Raw genomic sequence first — 15,952 nt, forward strand, 5'->3', positions numbered from 1 at the left:
TAATCATAAAATGATCTTGGAACAATTTGTTCGTTATTCTAACTCTAACGATTGTGTTACCCGTTGGCAACCACAATTTCATTAACCCTTGCCATGCTTCGGTTTGTGTGGCGTTTTCTCTGGCAAGAATCGGCCAAAGATACCAAATCCAAGCAAGATGATGAATGCCAGCCAACTGATGCCTGATACCAGCTTGCCAAGATTAATACCCGGTGTTGTATAGTCCAGTCTAATCTGATGTTGACCAGCTGGCAGGTTGGCACCGACGAAGCCTTTATTGACGACGAAAGTCTTTTCGGGCTTGCCATCGATGGTTAACTTCCAGCCGGTTGAGTACGGAATAGAAGTGACCATCGTGCCGGATTGTGGGTTATCAGTTGTGCCGCTGACGTGATTGCCGTTGACTTTCAAATTGGCAGGCTTGGTCTGCTTGAGCTTTTGCATCTGAGCATCGTAAGTCTTGTTGAACGGCATGGCAACGAGTTTGGCGGATTTGAACTTAATGTTTTTAACCTGATTGAAGTTCAAATCAATGTTCTTGCGTTGGTGAGTCGAGTAACCCAGGTTAAGGACGATATTGCTGATTTGGCGGTAATTGGAAAGGTTATTGTTGTCGTATTGGCTATAGCCGTTTTGATGATCTTTAGCAAAGGCATTGAAAATATAACCGCCAAAGGTTGGCTTTAGAATGCTGTGACGATATTCATCCATTTTGCCCATCCGTGAATAGAGTTTGTTGTCAAAGAGGAACTTATTTGCCATCCACTGCCTGTGTTCGGCGGGAGTACCGTCTGTTTGTTTGATGCCGGAGAGAACTAGGAATAACTCGGTATTCTTGGTGGCTTTAGGGTTCTTGACCTTCAATGTATAGTCGATTGGATTGCCAACGACGTCTGAGGTCATTTCTTTTAACCCATCAAGATTTTTATAATGGTTGGTTTCAATGATCGACCGATTGGTTGCCAAGAGATCCTTTGTCTTCTGCAGGTTCGCACCCAGGCTGACTTGTTCATGCGGTTGATCGACCAGCTTATCCGAGTTGGCTTTATTCATAATGCCTAATCGGTACTTGGTGAGTTGGCGGCCATTGTAGATAATCTTAGCCGTATCCATTTTGACGGTATAGTCAATGTTTTTCTTTGGTGACTGATAGTTGAGGGGATGAGTATTGTATTTCGAATTGTTCACCACGGCTCCTTGCGTCATGACCCGTTCACGGTCGACAGCGCCCATTTTGTTATAGGTACTGGGGGAAACGGTGTTAAATTGCGTATAAACCAATGGGAGTGCGTTGTTGGACTTGTAAATGGTGGTTCCATACATATTTTCAATTGCTTGGACAGCATCCGTCCGCACTTTGGCAGGAAAGACTTTAATTTGACCATTCTTATCACGAACCGGCTTGTAGCCATAGGGCATGACCGGTGGATTCTTGGTGTTCGCTTTGGCAAACATGTACTTGACGCCCAGCAGGTTGTTAAAGGCGGTTCGATAATCCCCTTGGGCAATCGGCGTATTCATCGAAAATTGACTGTTACCCACCGACTGTGAGAATTTGCCCAAATAACCATTCTGCAGGGTCAAATAGACTGAGGTGTCATTTAAGCCACTGTTGATTGGAAAATCAGTATTGGTATTTGAATAATTGGCCAAGTTTTGAATGTGAGTATTGTAATGGTATCGGGGATTCATTGAGACTCTGAAGAATCCGGGAAGCTTTTGCAAATATTTCTGAGCACCACTGAAGTAATCGTTGCTAAACCGGGTTGCCAGACCGCGGTTCAGCTGCTGCAGCGCTAATTTACTGGAATGCGGGCTGTAGATCCCGATGATGTTTGCCGATAAGTTCAGCATAAAGACCGTGGAAACCAGGATGATTTTAGTCGATCGTTTCCAGTCGAAGACGATGCTTCCCAGCACCACAATGACCGTTAACAGCAAGAAACCGTAAACGATGAAATCATGGGGTTGAAGATTCATTAAGAAGCCGCCAAATGCCCAGACTAAGACAATTAGGCCAATTGAAGCCCAGCCGAACCAGGCGATGTCCTGTTTAGTGAAATCACTGACATGTTCAATAAAGACCATCGTGGAAAAGCCAAATAGGATGTTCACCAAGAAGGCCCAGCGGTTAGAAGGCGTTGAGACAGCGTTCATAATCGCTCCGACAGCTGGCAACAGGATACCGATAAACATGGTAATCAAAGCAACATTTTGCCACAGATAACGTTTAAAGTGCCTCAGCATGTATACCAAGCCAAGAAACGACAGCCCAGAGATACCGATGACCAGCCAAAAATTCATCGCCCGGCCAGTCGGCAGGATTGCCCCAGGAATATCCAAGTAATACTGGAGCGGAAAGAAAGTCATCCCATTGGCAAAATTATCATTAAGTCGAGTGGAGCCCATTGCCAAAATGATGGTTGGAAAAAAGACGATTGCTGCCATTCCAAGTCCAATCACTGCTGAAAGAACCAACTTAGCGAATGATTTGAGTGGCGTAAAATCAGGCCGTTTTCTGAGGCTTAACATTCTAAGAATGACGTAGGCAATTGAACCAAACCCAAGGATCCAGGCAAAGTAGAAATTGCTTAGAAAGACCAAGAAAAATGCAAATATCAATGGCAGCCACGACTTGTTATGTAAAACCCGGTCGATGCCGTAGCAAAGAAGTGGGAAGAAGATCAGTGGCAGGATGAAGAATGGATGGTGCAAAGCAGTTGCCAAAGCATAACCGTTAAAGGCATAGGCGATTGACCCGATGATGCGACTAGACTTCTTAAATTGATAAGATGACCCCCACAGCATAAAGCTCAAGCCGGAGAAATACATTCGCAAGAATACCAGTAAGGCAAAAACATTTTCAATCTGACTCTTTGGAAACAGTGCGATCAGGTAATTGAATGGGTCGCCGATCACATAGTAGGAAAGATTAGTCAGCTGATCAGATCCCAAGCTGATATTCCATGCCCAATGGGTAAAGCCACCACTTGGGTTGTGTAAAAATGACAGAATCATGTGCCTAAGCTGCACTAAAATGGGGTAGTGCTGGGCCATTCCGTCCAGTTCCCAAATCATTGATCGACCTGTTAAGAATAAGCAACCGACTAAAACACAGATCAGCACGGTAAACAGTACCGTATATGTGATCCAAGCGGGTGTTTTTTGCCATAGCTTTTTCACTTGTTAGATCCCCCTTAAACGTTAAGATGTCTAAATCGTCTCTAAATATGTAAAAAGACTGTTCGCAAAACAATTGTCTTGTCACAGTCTTATTGAAATTTCAAAAATTAATTATCTGCATGATCTTGATCATCGTCAGGCTTTGGTAATACCTTGTGCTTGGTGACTTCGAACCAGTTAATAAACGAGTTTTCATAGTCAACAATCTTGAAGTCGAAGTTCTCAAATGAGATCACATCACCGGCCTTGATATCGGGGTAATTATCTAGGAAGTACCCAGCCAAAGTAACGGCGTCTGAATTGGTGAACTCTGGGAAGTCGGCATCAAAGTAGCGCTCAAAGTCATGGGTGGTTAACTTTCCATTGACTTGATAAGTGCCGTTTGGCTGCTTGAAGATATAATCGGTAATTGATGGATCGATTTCATCTCGGACCGTTCCAAACAGCTCTTCGTAAATATCCTTATCAGTAATGATACCTGAAGTGCCACCATACTCGTCAACCACGACCACGATTGGTGTTCGTTTCTGGATCATTTGGTGGAGGACATCAGTAATCGGCGTCATTTCCGGCGTCGTTGAAATGTCTCTGAGCAACCGGTCAATCTTGATGGTGGGATCCACTTGGGACTGACGGATCAGGTCATAGTTATAGACATAACCCAAAATCTTATCTTTATCACCATTGGCAACTACCGGGATTCGACTGAACTTCTGCTGTAGATAGACCTGCACAGCCTCTTTAACGGTTGTCGTAATGTCGATGACCACCAGTTGTGTTCGATCGATTATGATATCTTTGGCAACTTTGTCGTTCAGCTGAAAGGCCCGCTGCATGTACAGGTAATCGTTCTGCTTGAGGGCACCGCTCTTAACGGCGTTTCGTGACAAATTCAAAATTTCAGCTTGTGAGAATGACTCGTCATTTTCATTAGCCACTTTCAAACCAAGTATCTTGACAATCCCGTTGGCTGAAATGTTGAGTAACCAGACGAACGGGTAAAAGATAACGTGAAAATAGTGCAGTGGCGTACTGATAAATGACAGTACCTGCATTGGCATGTCGATACTAATATTTTTGGGAACAATTTCAGTTAACACAACTTCCAAATAAGTTAAGATAATGATGCCGAGCACAGCCCCCACAGCGTGAGCAGCGGTCGGATCGATTGGCGAGTTGTGGATTTCCATCACATCAACCAAAATCGTGACCACAAATGATTCACCCAGATAACCTAGGATAATTCCAGCCAAGCTGACACCAACTTGGGTGGTTGAAAGATATTCGTTCAGGTTGGTAACCATGTGAATTTCACGGTTGAGCTTCTTTAACCCCTTGGCTTTTTCGCCCTTTGCTTCTTCTAGATTTTTCTTAAGTTCTTCCAAGGCACTTGCCCGAGTCTGAACCAGGGCAAATTCACTTGCCACAAAGAAAGCAGCGAAGAAAAACGTTACTATAACAATGATTAGATTAGTCAGTATCTGGCTATCGTCCAAAATTCAATTCCTCATTTCAAAAATGATATATTCAAATTAGATCAATCTGTAACCTACAGATTATATCTAATTATACGCCCCCACAAGGTATTTTTTAAAGTGTTTGGAATATTATTGGCGGAAATGGTCGTTTTTCTTAACTATTGGTTTCAATCAGTGCTAGCATTAAGGTAGATCAAAATAAAGGGGATGTTATCATGGCTGAAAAAGTAAAGGAAAGTGCTGCTGAAAAGAAAGCCGATGCCGAAGAACGAGATAATGATAAAGACCTCAAATACACCGACGAACAAGTTAAAAAAGCAGTTGATCTGATTAACGATCAGGGATATGTGACCAAGAAGGATATTCCAGAAATGGATGACGATGACTGGTCAAAGGGATTCGCTGACAAGATCGATGCTGCATTTAAAGACAGCGATAAGGATCCTTACATCTATTATGAGAAGTTTGATTATGCCGGTGGTGAAATCGACACGATCATTTGGAACATGGATGTAATTAAGACGCGTGACGATGCATTGAAGAAGTTGGCTGATGTAATGGGGCAAAAGATTGTCCGTTAACTTTTCAATTGAATCGCTTGGTGAATTTAACAATCCAGTTACGATTGCGGATTTCACTAAACCTAATCGGATTGATTTCGATTCCCTGGAAGTGGGGATGAGAGTCAATCCTTTTTTTATTTAAGTTGTTCAATTGACACACGCGTGATATCATGATGATATCAAAATTGAAACAATATCTATGGGGATGGTTAGGTATGGGAGAAGTGTCTAACGAAAAGCGGTTCCTGCTGAGGCTCGATCAGGATCTATATAATCAGATTGCCGCTGAAGCAGTCGAGAAGAACCAGAGTGTGAATGCGTATATCGTCAGCGTGTTGAAAGCTGCTGAAGACAACACCAACTTTGAGCATCGCCAGTTTATCGGCCACGTCATCTCCGGTAAGGATATTTATATCGACAGCGGGCTGGTTTCAGTGTCAGGCATTTATTATCGTTATCTGATTGATGATAATTCCAAGGTAGATAAGCACGCTAACTATACCGTGATTGAAGCAAACGGCAACATTTTAACATTACGAAAAATTAAGGAGTGACCAGCATGCCATTAGGAATCAAGATAGTCCCACAAAATAACCAGGGGTTGGTGGAAACGTTTAGTAAGTATCATCGAAGCGTTTCTTCAGGATTTCATTTCTATTTGCCATTTGTTCAACGCATTCGGACTGTGAGTTTGGCAATGGAACCCAAATCACTGCCCAACTACTCAATTATTACCAAGGATAACGCTGATGTTTCAGCGAGCCTAACCCTGAACTACCACGTGACCGACGCCGTTAAATATCAATATGAGAATACCGATTCCGTCGAATCAATGGCCCAATTGGTCCGTGGGCACCTTCGAGATATTATTGGCCGAATGGATTTGAATGAGGCACTGGGATCTACAGCCAAGATTAATCAGGAACTGGCTGTTGCAATTGGCGACTTGACCAACACCTATGGGATTAACGTTGATCGTATTAACATTGATGAACTGACACCATCCACGGCGATCCAAGAAGCCATGGACAAACAGCTGACGGCCGATCGTGAACGGGTGGCGGCAATTGCCAAGGCCGAAGGAGAGGCTAAATCGATTGAATTGACCACCAAAGCGAAAAATGATGCCCTCAAAGCAACTGCTAAGGCGCAGGCTGAGGCCACCAGAACCCGAGCAGACGCCGAGAAATATCGGATTGACACTGTGCAGGCCGGTTTGTCATCCGCGGATGAGAAGTATTTCCAAAATCAATCAATTAATGCCTTTAGTGAGTTGGCTAATTCACCGACAAATACGGTTGTTGTCTCAGACAACCAAATTGGCCAGTTGGGGCAGCTTCCAGTGGCTGGCAAGCTCTTGAAAAAGGGTGCCGATGATTAATTGCTGATTTTAGCAAAATAATATTGGATGGCAGAAGAGGCCGAAACACAAGCGCAATGCTTATGCTTCGGCCTCTTCCATGACTTGTTCCTGATATTAGAATGCCATCATCAGGGCAAATACCACCGGAATGGTCGCCAAACTCAAAATGGTTGACAGACTCATTAGTGCAACTGCCGGGCTGGTATCCCCGTATGCCTGCAGGGTGAACAAAACAACCAAACCAGCTGTTGGGCAGGCGGCCATCAGCACGGTCGTATCCAAGGCAACACCGGAAACCGTGAGTGCCTGCAAAATGAACATCGCTACGATTGGGAATAATAGATTTCGAAAGAAGATCGCCAACCATAAGTGCCAATCGATTAACTGGCGGCTGAGACGAATATTTCCCAAGCTGTTACCAATCACGATCATTGATAACGGCGTGTTAATCGAACTAACATAGTGAATCACCCGATCGACTGGTGTTGGCAGCCGAAAGGACAGTAAGAAAATAATCAGACCGATAAAGATCGCAATGATGTTGGGATTGATAATGATCTCGCGAAAATTCTGCCAGTGGTCGGGATGTTTCTTAGATGTTTTAAAGAGGGAAACGCCATGCGTCCAGCTAAAAATGTTAAAACCGGCAAGTGAAGCAACTGCAAAGAAGACCCCAGCGTTCCCAAACAACGCAGAGGTTAGGGGAATTCCCATAAAGCCGGCATTGGAATAGATACTGCCATATTTGGTAATTCGTTGTAGGTTGATGTTACTGATGCGGCCGAAGGAAAATTTGGCGACGATGATTTCTACTATGTAAAAGAAAAAGATGCCGATACATACCAGCATCAGTTGCTTCATCCGAGCGGCTGAATAGGCTTGTTCAAATGCCCCAATAATCAGGCAGGGTGAAACAATGTATAGCAGGATATTGGTGAGATCATTGGAAGTCTGGGTATGCATGAACCCGACTTTGTTGATGAGGACACCGATTAACATAAGGACAAACATTAATATAATTTGACTTGTCAATTGACCAAGGGCCATGCCATCACTTCCTCACTAAGATTTAGACACTTATTGTAATGACTGTCGGTATGCAGCTTCCTGGGCCTCCCATTCAGCTTTATCAGCAGCGGTGATTGGCCGGATGACTTGGCAGGGATTCCCAACGGCCACCGAATTAGCAGGAATATCGTGAGTCACGACTGATCCGGAACCAATCACGACATTATTGCCGATGGTGACACCGGGATTAACCGTGGCATTACCGCCGATCCAGACATCGTCACCGATGGTGATCGGTTTGGCAAATCCGAGCCATTTATTGCGGACACCGGCATCAATTGGGTGGCCGGCAGCAAATAAGTTAACTCGAGGGCCAAGCAAGACCCGATTGCCAATGGTAATCTTGCCGGAATCCAGGAAGACGGCGTTGGTATTGCAGTAGACATCATCGCCAACGCGAATATTTTTGCCAAAGTCGCAGAAAAATGGCGGCTCGAAGTAGACGTTGCTGCCGGATTGACCCAGCAGTTGCTTGAAGCGTTTCTGAACGTCGGTGCCCTCTTCGGCAAAATTAATTTGATGAAGCAAATGATCTTTTTTAGCGTACTTCTTGGCTAAGTCTTTACCGTAAACGTTATAAAGTTTACCGGCCAACATCCGTTGTTCTTCTGTGGGCATGGTGAATGCGTCCCTTTTTTTGAGCCATCAATTAATATTGGTGACCAAGTTCATAGACCAGCTCGGGCTCGTTGCCAGTCCGCTGGTTCTTGTTCATAACATCAATCATGCTCATTTCGTCTGGGCTGAGTTCAAAATCCAGTTCAGTGTTTTCTTTAATCCTTGCTGATGACTTTGACTTTGGAATAATGGAGATTCCTCTCTGAAGGTCCCACCTTAAAATGATTTGGGCCAGCGTTTTACCATGATGTTGTGCCATCTTAAGCAGCATTGGATTATCCAAGACGACGCCTCTTCCCAAGGGACTCCAAGCCTGGGTCACAATTGACATCTTTTTGTCGAAATCAATCAAAGGCTGCTGGGTTAGATAAGGGTGGGTTTCAATTTGGTTGACCACCGGCATTTCATTAGCCTGGGTCTTCAGCAATTCCAACTGAGAACGGGTGAAATTGCTGACACCAATGGATCGGGCCTTACCTTGTTTCTTCAATTCTTCCATTGCTTCCCAAGTTTCAAAGAAGTGGTCGGCGACCGGCCAGTGAATCAATAGGAGATCAACGTAGTCAGTTCCCAGCTGCTGCAGTGAAAAGTCAGTACTATTGATGGTTAAATCGTGGCCCTGGTTCATTTCCATAACCTTATCAGTAATGAAGACATCTTTTCTTCTAGCTACTTTTTTGATGGCGTCACCCAGCTGTTTTTCGTTTCGGTAGAGCTGCGCGGTATCAAACAGTCGATAGCCGCTGTCATAAGCCGTCGCAATTGTTTGATCCATCAATTCAGGATTGTCGATTTTGTAGGTGCCGAAACCGAGCTTTGGTATTTGATGGCCATCAGCTAATTGATAGGTGCTTTTATCTGGTTGAAACATGTTTTCTCCCCCTTGTGTGTTAGTTAGACTCATTTTAGCATACCCGCCGGCCAATGTTTGGCAACGTTTCGGCGTGAAAATCATAAAAATCCCATAAACTTAATTCGAAGTGTCCAAATAAATGTGATTTTCGCCGGTAATTTTGTACAATTGTGTTAAAGCGAGGTGTTAAGCGATGGCAGATGGTGATAGGCAAAAGGTTGATCCCGAAATCGGATTGAGTGAGTCTCAAGTTCAACAGCTGATTAAAGAGGGTCATCAAAATACGGGTGAACAATCACTGACCCGAAGTGTTTCAGACATCCTGCGGGACAATACGTTTACGCTATTCAACTTAATTAACGTGGTTTTGGGCGCCCTGGTGTTTTACACCGGCAGTTACAAAAATCTGCTGTTTCTGGGAATTGCCGTCTTTAACACCGCAATTGGCATTATTCAAGAAATCCGTTCTAAGCGCCAAGTTGATAAAATGGTGTTATTGGCCGAAGGAAAAATTAACGTCATCAGAAATGGTGAGGAGATGCAGATCCATTCGGATGATCTTGTTCTGGGTGACATCATTCAGCTTGGTCGCGGCGACCAGATTCCGGTCGATGGCATTGCCGTCCGGTCGCGGGGAATCGAAGTTGATGAATCCCCGATTACCGGTGAGTCGGTGACCATTTCTAAAAATATCGGTGATCCACTGACTTCCGGTACGTACCTGGTCGGCGGCTCTGGCAAAATGCAGGTAACAACCGTTGGTGCGGACACCTTTGTTAACCATTTGTCCAACGAAGCCAAGCAAGGTGAAGACACGTCCAGCATCCTGTTGAACACGATTAACCGGATTATCAAAGTGTTAACTTACGTCATTATTCCTTTGGGGATCATTTTGTTTGTCGCCAAATTATACGGCGGTACCGGCATTAATCGTGCCATTTTGGGCTCCGCCGCTGCGATGATTGGGATGATTCCAGAAGGCCTGGTATTGTTAACCTCAATGACGCTGGCAGTTTCAGCGATGCATTTGGCGCGCAAGAAAACCTTGGTGCGAGATCTGCCAGCCATCGAAACCTTGGCGCGGGTCGACGTGATTTGTTTGGACAAAACTGGGACGATTACCAGTGGCGATTTGAAATTTGTTGAAGCAATTCCAATGATGAAGGGTGTTTCCGCGGCGGAAGTTGAAAAAGTGGCTGCCGGTATTACTTATGGCACCGGGGATGCGAATGAAACTGCCAATGCCATTAAGGATGCGGTTGATGATCCCGAATTAAAGACCGAAAAGATTGTGCCATTCTCCTCAGATCGAAAATGGAGTGGGGTCGGGTTTAGTGACGGTCACGACTACGTTTTCGGAGCACCACAGTTCATTTTTGAACAGTTGGATAAGCAGGTTCAAAATGTGATTACGCGAAATGCCCAAAAAGGTTACCGAGTGCTGGCAGTTGCCCAAGTTGATGACTTGGATCCACGAAAGCCGCTTGAAGCCCCTAAGCTGATTGGGCTGGTATTGATTTCCGATGTCATTCGCCCCAACGCTGCTAACACGTTCCAATATTTTCATAATCAGGATGTGCGGATCAAGGTGATTTCCGGGGATGACCCGACCACCGTTTCAACAATTGCCCAACAGGCCGGCATACAAGATGCCGCCAATCGTATTGATATGACCACGGTTAAAGATGAGGATGACTTTGGAAAAATTGCCGCCCAAAATACCGTCTTTGGTCGGGTAACCCCTGATCAAAAGAAGCGGTTGATTGCCGGCCTTCAGTCTCAAAAGCACACCGTTGCCATGACTGGAGACGGGGTTAACGATCTGTTGGCTCTGCGGCAGGCTGACTGTGGCATTGCCATGGCGTCTGGAAGCGAAAGTACAAAGAGTATTGCTGACTTTGTACTGATTAATTCTAATTTTGATGCCATGATTGATGTCTTGAAGGAAGGTCGCCGGGTTATCAATAACATTGAACGGGTTGCCTCAATGTATCTGATTAAGACCATGTACTCAGTGGCGCTATCATTTATCCTCGTTTTCTTTGTCATGGGATATCCATTTGAGCCAATTCAGTTAACCCCGATTACTTCGTTAATGGTGGGAATTCCATCCTTCTTCCTGGCTTTAGAGCCCAACTTTAATAAAATTACAAATCAGTTTATGAAGCAGGTGCTGATTATCTCGACACCAGCGGCGATTTGCGTTGTCGGCTACGTGATGTTGATTGAAGTGATTGGCCAGCTGTTTGGCTTGAAATATGAGTTCACGTCGACGTTGTGTGTCTTACTCACCGGGGCAATCTGTTGGTTAGCACTGGTGATGGTATCACGACCACTGAATCGCCTGAAGATTGGTCTGGATGTACTAGTATTGGTTGCCTTTTTGACAATCATCATTTTCTTCAACAATCTCTTCTCACTGGTATCCTTCTTTAACAAAGACATCTGGCTGTATGCTATTCCACTGATTGCGACGGCTTATCCGCTCTACATGTTTATGCAGGGTGTCATCGCAACGGTCATCGATAAGCGGGAGAAGCGACGGCTGCGGAAACAGGCGGAAACTAAATAGGATATGATGGAGACTGGGACATAACCCTTTTTGTTTTTGTAATGGCGACTTTGAACACCACTTTTATCTTGCAAAAAGCTGCAACAAACGGTAGATCCCAGTCTCTTTTTTATAAATTAGATCATCTGGTGTTGAATACTAGATAACGTGGTATAATGAATTTAAAGGAGTGATAGCATGGTATACGATGAAGAACAGTACGAGCAGTGGGAACAAAAGCTCAAGCAGGTGGACCTGCCGTTGTGGGCAGATTTACCGAAATTTGAATTGTACATGGATCAACTCGTGGCGCTGGTGAACGAAACGCTGGGACCAATCGGAATTGATAAAGTCACTCCCGCGATGATCAATAACTACGTCAAAAATAAAGCGATTATGGCACCGGTCAAGCGAAAGTATCAGACAATGCAGGTGGCTGACTTGATTCTGATCAGTTTATTAAAACCAGCGTTTTCTTTAGAAACAATTCGTCATGGAATCGATCAGGTGACCGCCAATATTTATCCCCAGCAGGCATACGACACATTTATTAAACGACTTTTGTTCTCGTTCAAGAATATGGACAGCCACAACAGTCGGGCATTGGAAGAAAAAAACCTAAATGATAAATTAATGCAGGTGGCAGTCAATGTCATTATCGACAGAATTCAATCCGAGAAGCTTTTGTCGATTATTCAGAAGCCACTGACCAAAGTGACTAAATAGCCAAAGTCGTGAAATCATTCACATATAAATAATGGAACCGCTTTCATAGAAAAAGGACTTGTTGAACAAGTCCTTTTTCTTTTGAATCTTGTTATATCAGCTTGCAAGCACTTACAAAAAATAAATTGTGATTTTTTGAACAAAACTGTTTACATTTGAAAAAATTGTGATATGATTAATCTTGTGAAATTGATAACAAAGCACAAACAACCAACAAACTCTTCATTGGAGGAAAAACAATGATTGATAATAAAGTAAAAGAAACTAATGCAGCTAAGACAACCAATGTTGACACTGTCATTAATGGCTTAGTATCAAAAGCTCAAAAAGCCCTTGAAATTATGGATTCGTTTGACCAAGAAAAAGTTGACCACATTACTCACCAAATGGTAATGGCCGGCCAAGACAAGCATATGGATCTGGCACTCATGGCCTATGAAGAAACTGGCCGTGGGGTTGCTGAAGATAAAGCGATCAAGAATATGTATGCTACTGAAGAAGTTTGGCACAGCATTCGCGACCACAAAACAGTTGGGGTCATCAAAGACGACAAAGAACGTCAATTGATTACCGTTGCTGAACCTCTGGGTGTTCTGGCCGGAATTACACCAGTTACCAACCCAACTTCAACCACCTTATTCAAATCAATTATTTCGATGAAGACGCGTAACCCAATCATCTTCAGTTTCCATCCCCAAGCATTGAAGTCATCAATTGCCGCTGCCAAAATTGTTCGTGACGCAGCGATTGCTGCCGGCGCTCCTGAAGGCTGCATTCAATGGATTGAAGAACCAAGTATCGAAGCTACAACCAAGTTAATTAACCACCCAGGTGTCGCAAGTACCCTCGCAACTGGTGGCCCAGGCATGGTTAAAGCTGCTTATTCAACTGGTAAGCCTGCTTTGGGTGTTGGTCCTGGTAACGGTCCGGTCTACATCGAGAAGACGGCTAACATCTTGCGTGCCGTTAACGACTTGGTTCTCTCAAAGACCTTTGATAACGGAATGATTTGTGCCACTGAAAACAGTGCGGTTATCGATAGTGATATCTACGCTGAAGTTAAGAAGGAATTAGTTAAGAACGGCGTGTTCTTTGTTGAAAAGAAGGACCAGGATAAGTTGGCTGAAGCAATGTTCAATCCTAAGACTCACGGCGTTAAGGGACCCATTGCAGGTAAGTCGGCTAAGGGAATTGCTAAATTAGCAGGAATCAAAGTTCCCGACAACACTAAAGTCTTGGCTGCTGAAATTACTGGCGTTGGTCCTAAGTACCCACTGTCAGCTGAAAAACTCAGTCCAGTTATCAGTGTATACAAAGCCAAGAACCATGAAGACGGCTTCAAGATTTGTGACGAATTACTTCACTTCGGTGGGATGGGTCATACTGCCGGCATCCAAACTTTGGACGACGACTTGGCCTTGGAATTTGGTAAGCAGATGAAGGCAGCCCGAGTTCTGGTTAACACACCAGGCGGTTTCGGTGGTATCGGTAATCTTTACAACGAAATGACACCGTCACTGACTTTAGGTACCGGTTCATGGGGAGCTAACTCAATTTCTCATAACGTTACCGACTATGATCTTTTGAACATCAAAACTATCGCAAAGAGACGAAATAATATGCAATGGATTAAGTTACCTCGGGTTTACTTTGAAAAGACTTCAGTTCGTTACCTCATGGATATGCCTGGTATTAACAAGGTCTTCATCGTTACCAGCCCTGAAATGGTTGAATTTGGCTACGTTGACAAGGTGCTTGATGAATTGAAACGTCGACCAAACCCAATCGAATACTCACTGTTCTCAGGCGTTGAACCTGACCCAACAACGGATACAGTTGAAAAAGGTGTTCGTCAGATGAACGCATTCAAACCTGACACAATCATCGCCTTGGGTGGTGGTTCACCATTGGATGCTGCCAAGAACATGTGGTTATTCTACGAGGATCCTAAGACCAGCTTCTTCGGTGCTAAGCAGAAGTTCATTGATATCAGAAAGCGGGCATACCGTTTCAACAAGCCGAAGAAGGCGCAAATGATTGCCATCCCAACGACTTCAGGTACTGGTTCAGAAGTAACGCCATTCGCTGTTATCACTGACTCAAAGACCCACGTTAAGTACCCATTGGCTGATTATGCGTTGACCCCTGATGTTGCAATTGTTGACCCACAATTTGTGGAAACTGTCCCAAAGGGTAACATTGCCGCTTCTGGGTTGGATACCTTATGCCACGGAATTGAATCATTTGTTTCAACCATGGCATCCGATTACACCCGACCATTGTCACTGCAGGCTATCAAGTTGGTATTTGACAACTTGGCAGACTCGTACAACGGTAACATGCACGCCAAGGAAGAAATGCATAACGCTGCAACCTTAGCCGGGATGGCATTTGGTAACGCGTTCCTGGGAATCAACCATTCAATCGCCCACAAACTGGGTGGCGAATTCGGCTTAACCCACGGAATTGCCATTGCCATCACAATGCCACACGTGATTCGCTACAATGCCAAATTACCAGAAAAGATCGCCGTATGGCCTAAGTACGAGTACTTCCGTGCTAACAAGGACTACGCAGAAATTGCCAGATACGTTGGGATCCAAGGCAAGAACGACGATGAATTAATCGAAGGATTAGTTCAAAGAATTATCAAGTTGGCTCATGAAGTAGGCGTTACCTTAAGCTTGAAGGCTTGGGGCGTTGATAAGGCGAAGTTCGATGCAGCAGTTGACCGTCTCGCAGTATTAGCATACGAAGACCAATGCACGACTGCTAACCCTAAGGAACCTTTGATTGCCGATTTGAAGCAATTGATGATTGATGATTATGAGGGGACGAATGTGGAGAAGTAGTGAGCGGAACAAACCGTTTAGCGGCATCTAACTAAGAGAAGGACCCCAGTTGCGCGATTATTCGGGTTCTTCGTCAACTGTTGTTGGTGAACAAAATATTGGAGTTCTAATCACTTGGTGATTAGAGCTCTTTTTGTATGAACTCGAAAAGCAAACAGTACTCTGAGCCGGAATCTGAAGAAGTTTCGGTAACCAAATCCAGTTCGTTTAATGACTTTAATCTTATTATTGGAACCCTCTAAAGGCCCGTTGGTGTAGTGGTGAGTAAAAGTGTTGCCAATTTCATCACGATGAACTGCCAAGGTTTGGAGGACTGCCAACATTTCTTCCGAGCAGCCTTGCAGGTGGTGAAAGGCTTGATTATAGTTGGGCCAGTCACGGGTTTTGATGGTTTCACGTAACTGATTCATCACAGCGTATGTTTGCTTGAGCTCGGGATCAATGCCTAATAAAGCATCAACCACATCAGTGGCAGTCGCCAGATACGAGAAGTTCGTCCATTTACGGAAGACCTCGTAGTTGAGGTGACTTGCCGGAGTTAATAACAATTTCCAGTAACGCTTTAAGGCACGATACTCGCGTGAAGAAGTCGCCAGGGTTTTCATAAGCCGCACCCGCGTCTTATTAAAGGCGCGGTTTAAAGCATTAACTAGGTGGAAGGGATCAATGACGACAATGGCATTAGGGAAAATTCGAC

12 protein-coding genes are annotated in these 15,952 nt (G+C 44.4%); 6 read left to right on the plus strand and 6 right to left on the minus strand.

Going from position 1 to position 15,952, the window contains the following annotated elements; translation table 11 throughout:
- Nucleotides 1-81: 81 nt before the first annotated feature.
- Together LPKJCM_RS06270 and LPKJCM_RS06275 are read right to left on the minus strand one after the other, a co-directional pair.
- Nucleotides 82-3,183, minus strand: a complete 3,102-nt coding sequence (locus LPKJCM_RS06270; RefSeq protein WP_087069575.1) for a YfhO family protein — start codon at nucleotides 3,181-3,183, stop codon at nucleotides 82-84.
- Nucleotides 3,184-3,290: 107 nt separating this feature from the next.
- Nucleotides 3,291-4,679, minus strand: a complete 1,389-nt coding sequence (locus LPKJCM_RS06275) for a hemolysin family protein (protein WP_057962702.1) — start codon at nucleotides 4,677-4,679, stop codon at nucleotides 3,291-3,293.
- 197 nt (nucleotides 4,680-4,876) lie between these two features.
- Here LPKJCM_RS06275 and LPKJCM_RS06280 point away from each other — a divergent pair, with 197 nt between their 5' ends.
- The 3 genes from LPKJCM_RS06280 to LPKJCM_RS06290 all read left to right on the plus strand — a co-directional run bounded on the left by LPKJCM_RS06280 (nucleotide 4,877) and on the right by LPKJCM_RS06290 (nucleotide 6,605).
- On the plus strand, nucleotides 4,877-5,242 hold the full coding sequence (locus tag LPKJCM_RS06280) for a hypothetical protein (protein WP_087069576.1): 366 nt from the start codon (nucleotides 4,877-4,879) through the stop codon (nucleotides 5,240-5,242).
- Nucleotides 5,243-5,439: 197 nt separating this feature from the next.
- Nucleotides 5,440-5,778 (plus strand): toxin-antitoxin system HicB family antitoxin, encoded by a 339-nt coding sequence (locus LPKJCM_RS06285; RefSeq protein ID WP_057962704.1) that lies wholly within the window; start codon nucleotides 5,440-5,442, stop codon nucleotides 5,776-5,778.
- A 5-nt stretch (nucleotides 5,779-5,783) separates the two neighbouring features.
- On the plus strand, nucleotides 5,784-6,605 hold the full coding sequence (locus LPKJCM_RS06290) for an SPFH domain-containing protein (RefSeq protein ID WP_057962705.1): 822 nt from the start codon (nucleotides 5,784-5,786) through the stop codon (nucleotides 6,603-6,605).
- Nucleotides 6,606-6,701: 96 nt separating this feature from the next.
- On the opposite strand, the gene LPKJCM_RS06295 is transcribed toward LPKJCM_RS06290, so the two are convergent.
- The 3 genes from LPKJCM_RS06295 to LPKJCM_RS06305 are packed head-to-tail and all read right to left on the minus strand — an operon-like array spanning nucleotide 6,702 to nucleotide 9,144.
- A complete protein-coding gene (locus LPKJCM_RS06295) occupies nucleotides 6,702-7,634 on the minus strand; it encodes an AEC family transporter (protein ID WP_057962706.1) in 933 nt (310 codons plus the stop codon).
- A gap of 30 nt (nucleotides 7,635-7,664) precedes the next feature.
- Complete coding sequence (locus LPKJCM_RS06300; protein ID WP_057962707.1) at nucleotides 7,665-8,273, minus strand: sugar O-acetyltransferase; 609 nt, start codon at nucleotides 8,271-8,273, stop codon at nucleotides 7,665-7,667.
- A gap of 31 nt (nucleotides 8,274-8,304) precedes the next feature.
- Complete coding sequence (locus LPKJCM_RS06305) at nucleotides 8,305-9,144, minus strand: aldo/keto reductase (RefSeq protein ID WP_057962708.1); 840 nt, start codon at nucleotides 9,142-9,144, stop codon at nucleotides 8,305-8,307.
- A 175-nt stretch (nucleotides 9,145-9,319) separates the two neighbouring features.
- Here LPKJCM_RS06305 and LPKJCM_RS06310 point away from each other — a divergent pair, with 175 nt between their 5' ends.
- The 3 genes from LPKJCM_RS06310 to adhE all read left to right on the plus strand — a co-directional run bounded on the left by LPKJCM_RS06310 (nucleotide 9,320) and on the right by adhE (nucleotide 15,255).
- Complete coding sequence (locus LPKJCM_RS06310; protein WP_057962709.1) at nucleotides 9,320-11,698, plus strand: HAD-IC family P-type ATPase; 2,379 nt, start codon at nucleotides 9,320-9,322, stop codon at nucleotides 11,696-11,698.
- 177 nt (nucleotides 11,699-11,875) lie between these two features.
- Complete coding sequence (locus LPKJCM_RS06315; RefSeq protein ID WP_057962710.1) at nucleotides 11,876-12,403, plus strand: DUF1836 domain-containing protein; 528 nt, start codon at nucleotides 11,876-11,878, stop codon at nucleotides 12,401-12,403.
- Nucleotides 12,404-12,642: 239 nt separating this feature from the next.
- A complete protein-coding gene (gene adhE / locus LPKJCM_RS06320; RefSeq protein WP_087069577.1) occupies nucleotides 12,643-15,255 on the plus strand; it encodes a bifunctional acetaldehyde-CoA/alcohol dehydrogenase in 2,613 nt (870 codons plus the stop codon).
- A gap of 110 nt (nucleotides 15,256-15,365) precedes the next feature.
- On the opposite strand, the gene LPKJCM_RS06325 is transcribed toward adhE, so the two are convergent.
- Nucleotides 15,366-15,952: transposase (locus LPKJCM_RS06325; RefSeq protein WP_165758576.1), on the minus strand; the 587-nt coding region annotated here is incomplete at its 5' end.

This window comes from Lentilactobacillus parakefiri (assembly GCF_002157585.1).
Classification (GTDB): Bacteria; Bacillota; Bacilli; order Lactobacillales; family Lactobacillaceae; genus Lentilactobacillus; species Lentilactobacillus parakefiri.

Coding starts and splice junctions, on each gene's coding strand:
- LPKJCM_RS06280 (WP_087069576.1), top strand. CDS start 4,877: ATGGCTGAAAAAGTAAAGGAAAGTGCTGCTGAAAAGAAAGCCGATGCC.
- LPKJCM_RS06285 (WP_057962704.1), top strand. CDS start 5,440: ATGGGAGAAGTGTCTAACGAAAAGCGGTTCCTGCTGAGGCTCGATCAG.
- LPKJCM_RS06290 (WP_057962705.1), top strand. CDS start 5,784: ATGCCATTAGGAATCAAGATAGTCCCACAAAATAACCAGGGGTTGGTG.
- LPKJCM_RS06295 (WP_057962706.1), bottom strand. CDS start 7,634: ATGGCCCTTGGTCAATTGACAAGTCAAATTATATTAATGTTTGTCCTT.
- LPKJCM_RS06300 (WP_057962707.1), bottom strand. CDS start 8,273: ATGCCCACAGAAGAACAACGGATGTTGGCCGGTAAACTTTATAACGTT.
- LPKJCM_RS06305 (WP_057962708.1), bottom strand. CDS start 9,144: ATGTTTCAACCAGATAAAAGCACCTATCAATTAGCTGATGGCCATCAA.
- LPKJCM_RS06310 (WP_057962709.1), top strand. CDS start 9,320: ATGGCAGATGGTGATAGGCAAAAGGTTGATCCCGAAATCGGATTGAGT.
- LPKJCM_RS06315 (WP_057962710.1), top strand. CDS start 11,876: ATGGTATACGATGAAGAACAGTACGAGCAGTGGGAACAAAAGCTCAAG.
- adhE (WP_087069577.1), top strand. CDS start 12,643: ATGATTGATAATAAAGTAAAAGAAACTAATGCAGCTAAGACAACCAAT.